This is a genomic window from Geodermatophilus sp. SYSU D01180, from assembly GCF_054050415.1.
Genome location: NZ_JBJGZH010000001.1, coordinates 471262 through 486567, shown reverse-complemented (window position 1 = coordinate 486567; position 15306 = coordinate 471262). Strand labels below are relative to the sequence as shown.

Genomic DNA, 15306 nt, shown 5'->3' with positions numbered 1-15306 from the left:
GGAGAGGGGGGCGCATGGCCGGGCGCGGTGAGGGGCCGGACTTCGTCGAGGCGCTGGCGCGGGGGCTCGACGTGCTCACCTGCTTCGGCGCCGACCGGCCGGCCATGACGCTGTCGGAGGTGGCGGCCGCCGCCGGGCTGGCCCGGCCGACCGCGCGGCGGCTGCTCCTCACGCTGGAGGAGCTGGGCTTCGTGCGGTCGGCCGGCGGGGTGTTCTCGCTGACCCCGCGGGTGCTGTCGCTCGGGATGGCCTACGTCGGCGCGCTCGGGCTGTGGGACCTCGCCCGGCCGCACATGGAGGCGCTGGTCGCGCGGACCGGCGAGTCGTCGTCGATGGCCCAGCTCGACGGGTCCGACATCGTCTACGTCGCGCGGGTGTCGGTGCCCAAGCTCATCGCGCTGCGGGTCGAGATCGGCACGCGCTTCCCCGCCGTCCAGACCTCGCAGGGCAAGGTGCTGCTCGCCGCCCTGCCGCCCGACCGGCTGGAGGCCACCCTCGCCGAGCCCAGCCGCTCGGGCCTGCCGCCCTACATCGGGCGCCCGGCCGAGCAGCTGGGCGAGGAGCTCACCGAGGTGCGCGCCCGCGGCTGGGCACTGGCCGACGAGGAGCTCGCGCCCGGCGTCCGCTCGGTCGCCGTCCCGGTGCGGGACGGGCACGGCGCGGTGCGGGCGGCGATGAACGTGACCGTGCACGCCGCCGAGACCTCGACCGAGCGGCTGCTGGCCGAGCACCTGCCCGCGCTGCTGCGCACCGCCGGCGAGGTGAGCGCGGACTGGGCGCGCTGGCAGTCCCGGCCGCACGTGGAGGTGGACCGATCGCGCTCCGCCGGATGAGACACGACCGGATGGGGTACCCGGCCGTGCCATGAGCGGGAAGTCGGCGGAGGACTACGCGCGGGACTACACGGACCCGGAGCTGCGCGAGCGGCTCAAGGAGGAGATCAAGGCCGGCGACCGGGGCGGCCGGCCCGGCCAGTGGAGCGCCCGCAAGAGCCAGCTGCTGGCGCACGAGTACGAGGCGGCCGGCGGCGGCCACCGGCACGAGGGCGAGCGCAGCGAGTCGCAGTGGCACCTGCAGGAGTGGACCGGACAGGACTGGCACACCGCCGACGGCGACGACCGCGCCCGGGGATCGGACGGAACGAGGCGCTACCTGCCCGACGCCGCGTGGGAGCTGCTGTCCGACGAGGAGAAGCGCGCCACCGACGCGCGCAAGCGCGGCTCCGACGAGCAGCACGTGGCCGACACCGACGCCGCGAGGGAGGCCCGGAAGGCCGCGGAGCTGGTCGACGCGAAGGCGACCGAGGCGCGCGCGAAGGTCCGGGAGATGCACGGCGACCCCCAGCTCGACCGGGCGGAGAGGGCGGAGCGCGAGCTCGGCGCGGGCCGCAGGACGGTGCTCGAGGCGATCGAGCGGCAACGCGACCGCGACTGACCCGGGCCCGGGCGGCAGGAATGGCCATTCCTGCCACTCCCGAACCAGTCCGACACGCCGTGCACTCCGCGCAAGCTTGCACGGACTGCATGTTTTCCGCGACCATGACGGGGTGACCTCCGGCCTGCGCGAGCGCAAGAAGCTCGCCACCCGCTCGGCGCTGCACGCCGCGGCGCTGCACCTGGTCGCCGAGCACGGCCTGGACGCGGTGTCGGTCGACGACGTCGCCGAGCGCGCCGGCGTCAGCCCGCGGACGTTCTTCAACTACTTCCCCACCAAGGACGACGCCGTCCTCGGCCTGGACCCCGGTGACGCCGCGCTCCTCGCCGAGCGGTTCACCGCGCGCCCGGCCGGCGAGGACCCGGTCACCGCGCTGCGCGCCGTGCAGGCCGAGCAGGCCGCCGCGATGGCCGACGAGCCCGCGGGCGTGTGGCCCCTGCGGCTGCGGGTCATCGACGAGCACCCCGTGCTGCTCGCCCGGCTGCACGCCGCCTTCGGCGCCTCCGAGCGGGCACTGGCCGACGCCGTCGCCGCACGCACCGGCACGCGGGTCGGCGCCGACGCCTACCCCACGCTGCTGGCCGCGGTCGCCGGTGTCGCCCTGCGCACCGCACTGCACCGCTGGCTGGCCGCCGACTTCACCGTGCCGCTCCCCCGCCTCGTCGACGAGGCCTGGGACGTGCTCGCCACCGGGCTCCCCGCCCCGCGCTCCTGACCCCTCCCGAGCGGCCGGCGCCGTCCGCTCCCCCCTCGGTGCCGCGCGCCCGCGGCACCGCCGAACGACCCGTGGAGAACGACGTGAACCCGCCGCCCGACGGCACCGCCCCGCCCATCGTCCTGACCCGGCGCCGCATCAACCTGGTCTTCTCGGCGCTGCTCGCCGGGATGCTCGTCGCCGCGCTCGACCAGACGATCGTCGCGACGTCGATGCCGACCATCGTCGGCGAGCTCGGCGGCGTCTCGCACATGGCGTGGGTGACCACCGCCTACCTGCTGGCCACCACGCTGGTCATGCCCGTCTACGGCAAGTTCGGCGACCTGTGGGGCCGGCGGACGCTGTTCCTCGTCGCCATCGGCCTGTTCACCGTGGCCAGTGTCGGCGCCGCGCTCGCGCCGGACTTCACCTGGTTCGTCGTCTGGCGCGGGGTGCAGGGCCTCGGCGGCGGCGGGCTGATGATCCTGTCGCAGGCGATCATCGCCGACATCGTCCCGGCCCGGGAGCGCGCCAAGTACATGGGCCCGATCGGCGCGCTGTTCGGCCTGTCGGCCGTCGCCGGGCCGCTCGTCGGCGGCTTCTTCACCGACACCGCCGCCCTGGGCTGGGAGTGGTGCTTCTGGATCAACGTGCCGGTCGGCGTGGGCGCCTTCCTCATCGGCTGGTTCGCGCTGTCGCTGCCGCGCCGGCGCAGCACCACCCCGCTCGACATCGCCGGGATCGTCGCGCTGTCGGCCACCACGACGTCGCTGGTGCTGTTCACCGACCTCGGCGGCAGCGACGGCTGGACCGACCCGCTGACCCTCGCGCTGGCCGCCGCGTTCGTCGTCTGCGCCGTCGTCTTCGTGCTGGTCGAGCGGCGCGCGGTCGAGCCGATCGTGCCGCTGTCGCTGTTCCGCAACCGCACCTTCGTCGTCGCCACCGCGCTCGGCATGGCCGTGGGCCTGGGCATGTTCTCGGCCATCGCGTTCATGCCGACGTTCCTGCAGATGAGCTCGGGCCTGTCGGCCGCGAACTCCGGCCTGCTCATGCTGCCGATGACCGCCGGGATCATCCTGACCATCCAGAGCTCGGCCGCGCTGATCCTCAAGGACGGCCGCTACAAGCGGTTCACGATCGCCGGGGTCGCGGTCATCCTCGCGACCATGGTCTGGATGACCACGCTGGCCGGGGACACGTCGCTGTGGACGATCGGCGCGATGTTCTTCGCGCTCGGCTGCGGGCTCGGGCTGATCATGCAGAACGTCGTGCTGGCCGCGCAGAACGCCGTGCCGGCCACGCAGATCGGCACCGCCACCTCGACGAACAACTACTTCCGCGAGGTGGGCGCCACCCTCGGCGTCGCCGTCTTCGGGACGCTGTTCACCAGCCGGCTGGCCGAGAACCTCACCGGCGCGCTGACCGGCAACGCCGAGCAGGCGGCCGCCGCGGGCATCACCTCGCCCGACACGCTGGTGCCGTCGGCGGTCGACGCCGCCGGCGACCCGCTGCGGACGGCGATCGTCGACGCGTACGCCGACTCGCTCGCGCCGGTGTTCTGGTACCTGGTGCCGATCCTCGCCGTCGCGCTGCTGCTGTCGTTCGTGCTGAAGGAGATCCCGCTCGCCGAGCACGCCGGCATGGTCGCCCGCGGCGAGGCGGTGGAGTCCGAGGAGGAGCTGGCGACCCTGCTGCGGTCCGGCCCGCAGGCCGCCGTCCCGGCGCCCGAGCCGACGCTGACGAAGCGGGACGACGACCCGCTGCCCGTCTGACGCGTCCCCGGGGGCGGCGGAGATGCCCATTTCCGCCACCCCCGGGCGAGCGCTGGACCCCGGCGGCCCGGGACCCGCACGGTCCCGGGCCACCCGCGTCCAGCGGTCCGGCCAGGCGTTCCTACCGCAGGCATCGCGGTGTGAAGCTCAGCATCAGCCTCTCCGAGGAGGAGGTCGCGGTCCTCGACGCCTACGCGAAGGAGGCCGGGCTGTCGTCCCGGTCGGCCGCGGTGCAGCACGCCGTCCGCATGCTGCGTCACCCCGGCCTCGAGGACGACTACGCCGCGGCCTGGGCGGAGTGGCGTGCCTCGGGCGAGGAGACCGCATGGGAGGGCACCTCGGCCGACGGCCTCGACGATGCTGCGCGGTGAGATCCGCCTGGTCGACCTGGAGCCGGTCCGCGGCCGTGAGGCAGGCAAGCGCCGTCCCGCCGTCGTCGTGAGCAACGACCGGGCCAACGCCACGGCCACCCGCCTCGGTCGCGGGGTGGTGACCGTGGTCCCGGTCACCAGCAACACCGCGCGGGTGTTCCCCTTCCAGATGCTGCTGCCCGCCGCCGAGACCGGACTGCGCGTGGACAGCAAGGCGCAGGCCGAGCAGGTCCGCAGCGTGGCGGTCGAGCGCGTCGGACCGGTACTGGGACGGGTCCCTGCCGGCACCATGGCCGCCCTCGACGACGCGCTACGCCTGCACCTGTCGCTCTGACCGGGTCAGGAGCCGCTCGGTCGCGGGCGCTGGGCGAGCCGGTCGAGCAGCGCCCGCCAGCGGCCGGCCGACTCACCGGGCGGGAGGCTGCGCAGCCGCAGGTCCCCGAACAGCGCATGCGCCCGCACGACGACGCGCGGGGTGCCGGCCAACCGCGGCACCGGCGCCAGGCCGACCTTCCGGTCGCCGATGACCGTCCAGCCGTCCAGCTCGGCCTCCACGCCCTCGGCGACGACCACGTCGACGTCCCCGATCACCGTGGTCAGTTCCAGCTCGACCACCTCGGCGTCCGTGCGCAGGTCGCGCAGGTCGACCCGGATGTCGCCGATCCCCGTCCTGACCCGCCGCGGCAGGGGGGTCCGCGCGTCGAGCCGGACGTCGCCGACCACGGCGGCCCGCGTCGCGGGTGGGCGGCTGCCCACGATCTCGACCTGCGGGGCGGCCGGGAGGTCGGCGAGCAGCGGGGCGAGCTGGTCGGTGGTCGTCGCCGCGTAGGCGGCCTGCGCCCGCTCCCCGAACTCGTCGACGGTGATCCGCCCCTCGGCCAGGGCGGTCTGCAGCCGGGTCACCGCCGCCTCGCGTTCCGCGTCCGACGCCCGGACGGCCGGCTGCAGCGTGGGGTCCTCGGTCATCGGCCGGCCTCCTCGTCCGCGCTGCCGACCCCCGTGAGGTGCCCCCACCCTGGCACGACCGCCGAGCCGGACGACAGGCCACGGCGCGCGGGGCGCCACGGGTCAGTGCGTGGCGCGGGCGGCGGCGGTCTCGGCCACCAGCCGGTCGAGCAGGTCCTGCGGCAGCGCGGCGCCGAAGTCGGTGGCGAACCGGCGCATCGGCATCGAGCCGATCATCTGCAGCATCATCGCCTGCTCGGCGGGCGAGGCGGCGTCCGCGGGCATGGTCGCGGTCAGCGCCTCCACCAGCGCGGGGCCGGCGGCCGGGTGGGTGAACCACTCGCCGACCGAGGAGTCCATCGTCAGCACCCGCACCAGGTCGTCCCCGGCCAGGGTCACGGTCCGCTCCGCGAGCACGGTCTCCGCGTCGGCGCAGACCTGCACCGCGTACTCGCCGGGCGCCACCAGCCAGCCGGACTCGACGACGTCCCAGTACGCGAACGCCCGCCGGCCGAGCTCCAGCGTCACCTCGCGGCTCTCCCCCGGCTCCAGCCCCACCTTGGTGAACGCGCGCAGCTCCCGCAGCGGGCGGCGCACCGGCCCGGCCGCCGTGGACACGTACACCTGGACGACGTGCCTCCCGGCCCGGTCGCCGGTGTTGGTCACGGTCACCGCGACGGTGGCGGTGTCCGCGCCGGTGGGCTCGACCCGCAGGTCCGACGTCGCGAACGACGTGTACGAGAGCCCGTGCCCGAATGGGTACCGCACCGCCCGGCCCTGCGTGACCAGCCCGCGGTAGCCGACCAGCACGCCCTCGCCGTAGACGACCCGCCCCTGCTCACCCGGGAAGGACAGGGAGCTCGGGGAGTCCTCCAGCCGCAGCGGCACGGTCTCGGCCAGCCGGCCCGACGGGTTCGCCACGCCGTACAGCAGGTCGGCCAGCGCGCCGCCGCCGGCCTGCCCGAGCAGCGCGCCGTCGAGGATCGCGTCGACGTCGTCGTGCCAGCCCTCCAGCGACACCACCCCGCCGTGGGACAGGACGACGACCGTCCGCGGCGCCGCGGCGGCCACCGCCCGGACCAGCTCGACCTGGGCGGCGGGGAGGTCGATCGTCGTCCGGTCGAAGCCCTCGGACTCGTCGGCGTCGGCCAGGCCGAGGAAGACGACGGCGACCTCCGCGTCGCGGGCCAGCGCCACGGCCTCCTCCCGGAGTGCCGCGGCGTCGTCGCCAGGACCGGAGCCGGGCGCGAACGGGAGCTCCTGGCCGGCGAGGGCGCGCATCGTGTCGAGCGCGGACTCGACCCGGGTGGCGGTGACGTTCGAGCTGCCACCGCCCTGGAAGCGCGGCGTGCGGGCGAACTCCCCGACGACGGCCACGCGGGTGCCCGGGGACAGCGGCAGGGTGCCGCCCTCGTTGCGCAGCAGCACCGCGCACTCCGCGGCCAGCTCCCGCGCCAGCGCGCAGTGCGCCTCGACGTCCACCTCCTCGACCGGCCCGCCGGCGTACCGGGCGAGGGCGGCCACCCGGGCGGCGCTGGCGTCGACGTACGCCTCGTCGAGCTCCCCGGCCCGCACCGCCTCGACCACCCGCCGGTCGCCCGCGCCGCGGTCGCCGGGCATCTGCAGGTCCAGCCCGGCGGCGAGCGCCGCGGCGCGGTCGTCGACGGCGCCCCAGTCGGAGACGACGACGCCGTCGAAGCCCCACTGCTCCCGCAGCACCTCGGTGAGCAGCCAGCGGTTCTGCGACGCGTAGACGCCGTTGACCTTGTTGTAGGCGCACATGACCGTGGCCGGCGCCGCCTCCGTGACCACCCGCTCGAAGGCCGGCAGGTAGATCTCGCGCAGCGTCCGCTCGTCGACCTCGGCGCTGATCCGCATGCGCTCGGTCTCCTGGTTGTTCGCCGCGAAGTGCTTGACCGAGGCGCCGGCGCCCGCGGCCTGCTGCCCGCGCACGTGCGCCGCGCCGAGGACCCCGGACAGCAGCGGGTCCTCGGAGTAGTACTCGAAGTTCCGCCCGCCCAGGGGCGACCGCTTGATGTTGACCCCCGGCCCGAGCACCACGTGCACGCCCAGCGCCCGCGCCTCCCGGCCGATCGCCGTGCCGATCCGCTCGGCGACCGCGGGGTCCCAGCCGTTGCCCACCGCCACCGCGGGCGGGAAGCAGGTGGCCGGCAGGTTGCGGGTGATGCCGGGACCGCCGAAGTCGCCCTCCTGGCGGCGCACGCCGTGCGGGCCGTCGGTCAGGACCAGCGAGGGCAGCCCCACCTCCTCGACCGGCGGGGTCGACCAGAAGTCCTGGCCGGAGAGCAGGGTCGCCCTCCGCTCGAGGGGCAGGCCGTCGAGGTCGGTCACGGGAGCTCCTGCGGGTCGTCGGCGCCGGCGTATGCGAACGAGCGCACCACGAGCGAGCCGCGGGCGCACCAGACGCCGCCCAGCCGGCCGGTCATCCCGCCGGCGACCTCGGTGGAGAGGTAGCGCCCGTCCAGCCGGCCGAGCTCGGCGAAGCCGCCGGGCCCGACGACGCCGGCGACGACGACGTCCGGGCCGAGCGTGGTCGCGGAGAAGTGGCCCGTGGCCGGCTCGGTGCGGATCTCCAGCACCGCCTCCGGCCCCGCGGCCGCCTCGCCCAGGGCCGAGCGCAGCGGGCCGACCTGCGCCACCGCCCGCACCCGGTCGCCGTCGACCTCGACGTCGAGGTGGTGCCGGGCGTCGATCCGCAGGGTGAGCCCGCCGACGCCGTCCACCCGCACCGCCGCGCGGAACCGGGCGTGCAGGTGCTCCTGCCGCCGGCCCACGAAGGCGAGGTCCTCGCCCGCCGGGTCGGGGCCGGCCGCGGCCAGCCGCCGGCCGCCGTCGACCCGGCTCAGCAGCTGCCCGGGGAACCGCCGGGGCGCGACCCAGGCGGGGCCGGTGAGGTCCTCCTCGACGGTTCCCGCACTGCCCGGCGGGGTCAGCCACTCCCCCAGCCGCGGCCAGCCGTCGGCCCACTCCACCTCGGCGGCGAACGTCTCGCGGCCGAGGACGTGGAACTCCGGGCTGGTCCCGCGCGGCCGCACGCCGTGGAAGACGACCGCCCAGCTCCCGTCCGGGCGCTGCACCAGGTCGGCGTGGCCGGTGCTCTGCACCGGCGCGTCGGTGCCGCGGGCGGTCAGCAGCGGGTTGGCCGGGCACGGCTCCCACGGCCCGGCCGGCGAGGGGCCGCGGGCGATCGTGACCGCGTGCCCGCGCTCGGTGCCGCCCTCGGCGATCAGCAGGTACCAGAGGTCGCCGACCCGGTACAGGTGCGGCCCCTCCGGGAACCTCCCGCCGGTGCCCTGCCACAGCCGCCGCCGCTCGGTGAGCGCGGCACCGGTGGCCGGGTCGACCGCCTGCTGCACCAGCCCGGCCGGGCCGCCGGCGCCGAAGCCGGCGTACGAGACGAGCAGGGTGCCGTCGTCGTCCCAGGCGAGGTCGGGGTCGATGCCGCGGACCTCCGGCATCCGCACCGGCTCCGACCACCCGCCCAGCGGGTCCTCGGCGGACGTGAGCAGCTGCCACCCGCCGTCGGCGAGGTTGGTGGTCACCATCCAGAACCGGCCGTCGTGCCACCGCAGGGTGGGTGCGGTGATCCCGCCCGACCCCGGCGCCGCGGAGACGTCGAGCTGCGACGGGCGGGCCAGCACGTGCCCCACGGGCTCCCACGACACGAGGTCGGCCGAGCGGTACAGGGGGACGCCCGGGGCGTACTCGAACGACGAGTGCACCATCCAGTAGGTGTCCCCGACCCGGACGACGCTGGGGTCGGGGTGGAAGCCGGGGACGACGGGACGACGGGTCACGGGTGGGCGGACGGGTCGAAGAACGGCCTCGGCCGCTCGACCGGACGCGGCTCCTCGATCGCGCAGGCGAGGGTGTGCCGGCCCGACCCGACCTCCACCGGCGCGCTGCCGTCCGGCAGCGACACCTCGGCCGTCGTGTTCGGCGGCACGGTGACCTCGAGCGCGAACGCCGTCCCGCCGGTCAGCGTCCACGACACCGCCGCGGTGCCGTACGGCGTCTCGTGCGTGGCCGCCGCCGAGGTGATGCCCGGGCCGGGGCGGGGCGCGAACCGGATCCGCCGGTAGCCGGGCGCGGCCGGGGCGAGGCCCGCGACCGTGCGGTGCAGCCAGTCGGCGACCGCACCGTAGGCGTAGTGGTTGAACGAGGTCATCTCGCCGGGGTTGATGCTGCCGTCGGGGAGCATCGAGTCCCAGCGCTCCCACACCGTCGTCGCGCCCATCGTCACCGGGTACAGCCACGACGGGCACTCCCGCTGCAGCAGCAGCTCGTACGCCGTCGCGACCTCCCCGGCCCCGGTCAGCGCGTCGGTGACGAACGGCGTGCCGAGGAAGCCGCTGCCGATGTGGAAGCCGTCGTCGAGCACCTGCCGCGCGAGCAGCCGCCCGGCGTGCGCCCGCTGCTCCGGGGTGAGCAGGTCGCAGGCGAGGGCCAGCGCGTACGCCGTCTGCGCCGGGTAGGCGACGCGGCCGTTGGGGCTGACGTACTCGGCGCGGAAGCGCCCGGCCGCCCGCTCGGCCAGCGCGGTGAACCGGGCGCCGTCCTCCCCGAGCACCGCGGCCGCCTGCGCCACGATCCGCGCCGAGCGGGCCAGGTAGGCGGTGGCGACCAGCGGCCACGGCGTGCGGGCGGCGGCCGGGTTCTCCGGCGGTGCGGTCGGGTCCAGCCAGTCGCCGAGCATCAGCGGCACCCCGGCGAAGTCGAGCTCCTCCCCGGCCGCGCCGGCGAAGGCGTCGATCCAGGCGGTCATCGACGCCCACTGGTCGGCGAGCACGCCGGCGTCGCCGTGCCGCTCGTAGAGGACCCACGGGACGACGACGGCGGCGTCGCCCCACCCGGCCTCGGCCCCCACGGGGAACGGCAGCAGCGGGACGAACGGCACGTACAGCGGGACGACGCCGCCGTGCTCCTCGAGCTGCTCGACGGCGAGGTCGGCCAGCCAGGAGCGCAGCATCCCGGCGGTGTCGTAGAGGAACGCTGCGGTCGGCGCGAACGCCTCGAGGTCGCCGGTCCAGCCCAGCCGCTCGTCGCGCTGCGGGCAGTCGGTGGGCAGGTCGACGAAGTTGCCGCGCATGCCCCACACGACGTTCTCGTGCAGCCGGGTGACGTCGGGGTCGGAGCAGGTGAACGTGCCGGTGGGCCGCATGTCGGTGTGCACGACGACGGCCTCGAGGTCACCGGGCCGCAGCTCGCCCGGCCAGCCGGTCACCTCGGCGTGGCGGAAGCCGTGGAAGGTGAACCGCGGCTCCCAGGTCCGCGGGCCGCGGCCGTCGAGCACGACGACGTCGGTCGCGTCGGCGCCGCGCAGCGGGCGGGTGCCGAGCTCCCCGTGCTCGAGCACCTCGGCGTGCCGCACGGTGATCTCGGTGCCGGCGGGCGCGTCGGGCAGCGCGAACCGGATGCGGCCGACCAGGTTCTGGCCGAAGTCGACGAGCACCTTCCCCGACGGCGAGGTGGTGATGTCCCGGACCGGCAGGGTCTGCGTCCTGCGGACCGGCGGGCCGGTCGGGGCGACGAGGGTGGTCACGTCCAGCTCGCCGATCTCCACCGGCGTCCAGTCCGCGTCGTCGAAGCCGGGGGTGGACCAGCCGGGGAGCTCGCGGCGGAGGTCGACGGTCTCGCCCTTGTAGATGTCGGCGCGCGTCTCGGGGCCGAGCGCCGAGCGCCAGGAGCCGTCGGTGGTGACGACGGTGCGGGTCCCGTCCGGGTGCTCGACCTCCAGCTGCAGGAACGCGCCGGTGCGGTCGCCGTAGAGGTGCCGGCCGCCGGTGAAGCCGAGGTGGCCGCGGTACCAGCCGTCGGCGAGGGTGACGCCGAGCGCGTGCCGGCCCTCGGTGAGCAGCGCGGTGACGTCGTACGTCCGGTACCGGAGCCGGTGCCGGTAGCTGGTCCAGCCCGGCGCCAGGACGTCGTCGCCGACGGTCACCCCGTCGATCTCGGCCTCGTACAGCCCGCGCGCGGTCGCGTACAGCCGCGCGCGGACCACCGGCTCGTCGAGGGTGAACTCGCGGCGCAGCAGGGCCACCGGCTCGCCGGTGCCGCCGGGCTCGGGCAGCACCGGCTGGGCCAGCTGCGCCGTCCAGTCGGCCGGGTCGAGCAGGCCGGCCTCGACGGCGACCTCCTCGCTCCAGGCCGACGGCTCGGCGTCGCCGGTGCCCCACACCCGGACCCGGACGGTGCGCCGCTCGCGACCGGCCAGCGGGGGCGCGCCCCACGGGACGAGCACCGAGTCGGCAGAGGGGACCCGCCCGGAGGACCAGTCGCCGATCTCCAGCTCGTAGGCGGCCTGCCGCCAGCCGGGCAGCTCGGTGGCGGTCACCCAGGACAGCCGCGGGGTGGTCTCGCCGATGCCGAGCGGCTCGCGGTGGTGCTCGACGGTGACGGGCGCGACGGTCACGTCGCTCATCGGACGCGCTCCCCGAGCAGGGCCTCGGCGAGGTACCGGACGGAGCGGTCGACGATCCCGTCGACGTCGTCGTGCCCGAGCCAGATGTGCCCGGCGCCCTCGACCGGCTCGAGGGTCACCGGCGCGCCGGCGGCCTCCAGCGCGGCGGCGAGCTGCTCGCTCTGGGCGCACGGCACCAGCCAGTCGGCGGTGCCGTGCAGCAGCAGGAAGGGCGGGGAGTCGGCGCGGACGTGGTTCACCGGGCTCGCGTCGGCGCGGGTGGCGTCGGTGAGCCCGCGCAGCAGGTGGTCCTCCGGCGGCACCCGCATCTCCTCGGGCAGCAGCGCGGCGACCTGCGGCGGCGGGTCGGTGCGCGGCATCGTCTCCAGGTCGGCCAGGCCGTACCAGCCGACGACGACGTCGACCGCGCTGGACTCCCCGACGACGCCGTGGCCGCCCTCGAGGTCGGCGCGGTGGGCGGTGAGGCCGAGCAGCGCCGCGATGTGCCCGCCGGCCGACTCGCCCCAGGCGCCGATGCGCTCCGTGGAGATCCCGAGCTCGCCGGCGAACCGGCGCAGCCAGCGCACGGCGGCCTTCGCGTCGTGCAACTGCGCGGGGAACGGCGCCTCCAGCGCGTGCCGGTAGTCGACGGTCGCGACGGCGAGGCCGGCGTCGAGGAGCGCGTCGAAGACCCGGCCCTCGCGCAGGGTCTCGGGCAGGTACCGGCGGTCACCCGTCATGAACGCGCCGCCGTGCACCCAGACCACGAGCGGCGCGGGCTCCGCGGTCGGCGGCACCCACACGTCCAGCTGCAGCGGCCGGTAGCCGAAGGCCACCGCGTAGGTGGCGCCGGAGACGTGCCGGACGCCGTCGTCGCGCCGGGTGGCCGGCGGCGGGGGCAGGAACCGGGCGGGGCCGGTCCACTCGGGGGCGCTCATCGCGGACCGTCCTCCAGGGTGCTCGTGAACGTGTGGGTGCCGGGGCCGGCCGGGTGCGCCGTCCCGTCGGGCAGGACGACCTCCGCCTCGCTGCCGGCGGGGACGGCGACGCGCAGGGTCAGGACGCCGTCCTCGATGCGCCAGGCGGACTCGATCCGGCCGTACGGCGACTCGTGCGCCGCCGCGGCGGAGGTGAGCCCGCCGCCGGGGCGGGGCCGGACGCGGAAGCGGCGGTACGCGGGCTCGACCGGCTCGATCCCGGCGGTGTACCGGTGCAGGAAGGTGACGACCGCGCCCTTGGAGTAGTGGTTGAGCGACTCGTGCGGCACGCCGTCGGCGTCCACGCCGTCCCACCGCTCCCAGACCGTCGTCGAGCCGCGGTCGACCATGACCAGCCAGCCCGGCTCGGTGTCCTGCAGCAGCAGCTCGTAGGCGACGTCGAGGTGGCCGGCGTCGGCGAGGACGGGCAGCAGGAGCGGCGTGGCGAGGAAGCCGGTGCCCAGGTGCGTGCCGGCCTTGCGGACCAGCTCGACCAGCCGCTCGGCGACCGCCGGCCGCAGCTCGTCGGGCACCAGGCCGAAGGCGAGCGCCCGCACGTGGTCGGCCTGGGTGTCGGAGACCAGCCGCCCGTCGTCGTCGAGGTACTCGGCCCGCCAGGCGGCGCGCACGTGCCCGGCCAGCTCGGCGTAACGCGCGGCGTCGTCGTCCCGGCCGAGCACCGCGGCGATCCGGCCCATCGACTCCGCGCTGTGCGCGTAGTACGCCGTGGCGACGACGCCCTCGTCGGCGGCGACGAACGCGCCGAAGTCGCCGACCTCCTCGCCGGGGACCAGCCACTCGCCCCAGTGGAAGCCGGTGTCCCACAGCCACCGCTCGTGCGGCGCGGCCTCGGGACGGCGGGCGGCGCGCCCGGGGTGCCGCCGGTCGCGGGCCATCCGCTCGGTGCGCTCCAGCCAGCGGACCATCGCGGGCCAGGTCTCCTCCAGCACCCGGGCGTCGCCGTAGGCGCGGTACAGCTCCCACGGCACGATGACGACCGCGTCGCCCCAGCCGGCCGAGCCGGTGAGGAAGGACACCGGGCTGTCCCGGCCCTCACCGCGCGGGCACGGGCTGACGTTGGCGACCGTGCCGTCGGGCCACTGGTCGGCGACGACGTCGCGCAGCCACTTGGTGGAGAAGCCGGCGACGTCGTAGAGGAACGCGGCGGTCGGGACGTAGAGCTGCCAGTCGCCGGTCCAGCCGTGCCGCTCGCGGTGCGGGCAGTCGGTGGGGACGTCGCAGGCGTTGTCCCGGAAGCTCCACACCGCGGCCTCGTGGAACCGGTCGACGCGCTCGTCGCTGGAGGAGAACCAGCCCGTGCGGCGCAGGTCGGTGTGCACCACGACGCCGCGGACGTCGTCCCGTGTGAGGTCGCGCGGGTGCCCCTCGACGCGCACGTAGCGGAAGCCGTGCGTGGTGCGGCGCGGCTCGAAGACCTCGCCGGGCACGCCCGCGGAGACGACGACGTCGACCTGGCCGGCGGGCAGCGGGTGCGGCAGGAACGGCAGGTCGGGCTCGAGGTTGGCCACCGTGACGTCGCCGTCGGGGGCGAGCCACTCGCCGTGGGTCAGCGTGAGCGTGGTGCCGGCGGGGCCGAGGTCGGTCAGCCGCACCCAGCCGTTGACGTTCTGCCCGAGGTCGACCACCTGGGCGCCGCCCGGGAGCCGGGTGACCGCGACGGGCACCAGCTCCTCCACCCGGCGCACCGGCGGGGCCGGCGAGTCGACGAGGCCGGCGAAGCCGTGCTGCCCGACGGTGACCGGGTCCCAGCCGGCGTCGTCGAAGCCGGGGGTGTCCCAGCCGCGGGGCAGGGCGCGCAGGTCCCAGCGCTCGCCGGCGATGAGGTCGGCGGCGAGGACGTGCCCGGTCGTGCTGCGCCAGGCCGGGCCGGTGCCGACCACGGTGACCGTGCCGTCGTCGGCGGTCAGGTGCAGCTGGGCGAGGAACGCGGTGCGGTCGCCCCACTGGTCGGCGGACCGGGTCACGCCGGTCTGGCCGCGGAACCAGCCGTCGGCGAGGACGACGGCCAGCGCGTGCCGGCCCTCGCCCACCGGTCCGACGTCGTGCGTCTGCACCTGCAGTCGCTGGTCGTACTGGGTGTACCCGGGGGTGAGCTCGGCGTCGCCCACGCGGGCGCCGTCGAGGAACGCCTCGTAGAGCCCCTGCGCGGTGGCGTACAGCCGGGCGGACGCGACCGGCCGGTCGACGTCGAACTCCCACCGCAGCAGGACGGCCGCCCGCTCCCCCGCCGGGCCGGCCGGGACGCTCCCCGGCTCGATCCACTCGACCTGCCAGTCGTGCGCCTCGAGCAGGCCGGTCTCGAACTCCGCGGGCCCGGACACCGGGCTCTCCCCGAGGTCGGTGCGCACCCGCACCCGCCAGGTGACCCGCTGGGCGGAGCGCAGCGCCGGGCCGGGCCACGGGACGAGCACGTGCCGGTCGTCCTCGACCCAGCCGGAGTCCCAGCCGTCGTCTGTGGTGAGCCGGTACGCCTGCTGCGCGCGGGCGCCGCCGGGCAGCCGCCAGGACAGCCGCGGCGACGTCGTCCCGATGCCGAGCGGCTCGTCGAGGTGCTCGACCCGCAGGCCGTGGGGGGCGGAGGACATCCGTCTCCTGTCGAGTGAGGTCTGTGAACGGCCCTCGTGCAGGGGCCCGCCGCGAGCGTGCGAGCGGTGGGGGGCACGGGGGTCCT

12 protein-coding genes are annotated in these 15306 nt (G+C 76.1%); 6 read left to right on the top strand and 6 right to left on the bottom strand.

What is annotated here, in order from left to right; translation table 11 throughout:
* Positions 1-14: 14 nt before the first annotated feature.
* From ACI8AA_RS02125 to ACI8AA_RS02100, 6 genes are all read left to right on the top strand, one after another.
* The gene (locus ACI8AA_RS02125; RefSeq protein WP_457042866.1) at positions 15-833 is read left to right on the top strand and encodes an IclR family transcriptional regulator domain-containing protein; all 819 of its coding nucleotides are present in this window, start codon (positions 15-17) and stop codon (positions 831-833) included.
* Between the two features lie 31 nt (positions 834-864).
* Positions 865-1434: a hypothetical protein gene (locus ACI8AA_RS02120; RefSeq protein ID WP_457042865.1), complete on the top strand. Its 570-nt coding sequence runs from the start codon at positions 865-867 to the stop codon at positions 1432-1434.
* Positions 1435-1546: 112 nt separating this feature from the next.
* Positions 1547-2149, top strand: a complete 603-nt coding sequence (locus ACI8AA_RS02115) for a TetR family transcriptional regulator (RefSeq protein WP_457042864.1) — start codon at positions 1547-1549, stop codon at positions 2147-2149.
* An 83-nt stretch (positions 2150-2232) separates the two neighbouring features.
* Complete coding sequence (locus tag ACI8AA_RS02110) at positions 2233-3900, top strand: MDR family MFS transporter (protein WP_457042863.1); 1668 nt, start codon at positions 2233-2235, stop codon at positions 3898-3900.
* 140 nt (positions 3901-4040) lie between these two features.
* On the top strand, positions 4041-4271 hold the full coding sequence (locus ACI8AA_RS02105) for a ribbon-helix-helix domain-containing protein (protein WP_457042862.1): 231 nt from the start codon (positions 4041-4043) through the stop codon (positions 4269-4271).
* The gene (locus ACI8AA_RS02100) at positions 4258-4605 is read left to right on the top strand and encodes a type II toxin-antitoxin system PemK/MazF family toxin (RefSeq protein WP_457042861.1); all 348 of its coding nucleotides are present in this window, start codon (positions 4258-4260) and stop codon (positions 4603-4605) included. Before ACI8AA_RS02105 ends, ACI8AA_RS02100 begins: the two co-directional genes overlap by 14 nt.
* A 5-nt stretch (positions 4606-4610) precedes the next feature.
* Here ACI8AA_RS02100 and ACI8AA_RS02095 read toward each other — a convergent pair whose 3' ends face one another.
* The 6 genes from ACI8AA_RS02095 to ACI8AA_RS02070 form a co-directional block, all read right to left on the bottom strand.
* Positions 4611-5237, bottom strand: coding sequence for a DUF1707 domain-containing protein (locus tag ACI8AA_RS02095; protein WP_457042860.1), 627 nt, complete (start codon positions 5235-5237; stop codon positions 4611-4613).
* A 102-nt stretch (positions 5238-5339) separates the two neighbouring features.
* Positions 5340-7568: a glycoside hydrolase family 3 C-terminal domain-containing protein gene (locus ACI8AA_RS02090; RefSeq protein WP_457042859.1), complete on the bottom strand. Its 2229-nt coding sequence runs from the start codon at positions 7566-7568 to the stop codon at positions 5340-5342.
* Entirely contained in the window at positions 7565-9034 is a 1470-nt protein-coding gene (locus ACI8AA_RS02085; RefSeq protein WP_457042858.1) for a family 43 glycosylhydrolase, read from the bottom strand. Before ACI8AA_RS02085 ends, ACI8AA_RS02090 begins: the two co-directional genes overlap by 4 nt.
* Positions 9031-11658, bottom strand: coding sequence for a family 78 glycoside hydrolase catalytic domain (locus ACI8AA_RS02080; protein ID WP_457042857.1), 2628 nt, complete (start codon positions 11656-11658; stop codon positions 9031-9033). Before ACI8AA_RS02080 ends, ACI8AA_RS02085 begins: the two co-directional genes overlap by 4 nt.
* Entirely contained in the window at positions 11655-12575 is a 921-nt protein-coding gene (locus ACI8AA_RS02075) for an alpha/beta hydrolase fold domain-containing protein (protein ID WP_457042856.1), read from the bottom strand. Before ACI8AA_RS02075 ends, ACI8AA_RS02080 begins: the two co-directional genes overlap by 4 nt.
* Positions 12572-15220: a family 78 glycoside hydrolase catalytic domain gene (locus ACI8AA_RS02070; protein WP_457042855.1), complete on the bottom strand. Its 2649-nt coding sequence runs from the start codon at positions 15218-15220 to the stop codon at positions 12572-12574. The genes ACI8AA_RS02075 and ACI8AA_RS02070 overlap by 4 nt, the downstream gene beginning before the upstream one ends.
* Positions 15221-15306 lie beyond the last annotated feature (86 nt).

Bases quoted from the DNA above. Each gene is read 5' to 3' on its own strand.
- ACI8AA_RS02125 (WP_457042866.1), top strand. From the start codon at position 15: ATGGCCGGGCGCGGTGAGGGGCCGGACTTCGTCGAGGCGCTGGCGCGG.
- ACI8AA_RS02120 (WP_457042865.1), top strand. From the start codon at position 865: ATGAGCGGGAAGTCGGCGGAGGACTACGCGCGGGACTACACGGACCCG.
- ACI8AA_RS02100 (WP_457042861.1), top strand. From the start codon at position 4,258: ATGCTGCGCGGTGAGATCCGCCTGGTCGACCTGGAGCCGGTCCGCGGC.
- ACI8AA_RS02095 (WP_457042860.1), bottom strand. From the start codon at position 5,237: ATGACCGAGGACCCCACGCTGCAGCCGGCCGTCCGGGCGTCGGACGCG.
- ACI8AA_RS02080 (WP_457042857.1), bottom strand. From the start codon at position 11,658: ATGAGCGACGTGACCGTCGCGCCCGTCACCGTCGAGCACCACCGCGAG.
- ACI8AA_RS02075 (WP_457042856.1), bottom strand. From the start codon at position 12,575: ATGAGCGCCCCCGAGTGGACCGGCCCCGCCCGGTTCCTGCCCCCGCCG.
- ACI8AA_RS02070 (WP_457042855.1), bottom strand. From the start codon at position 15,220: ATGTCCTCCGCCCCCCACGGCCTGCGGGTCGAGCACCTCGACGAGCCG.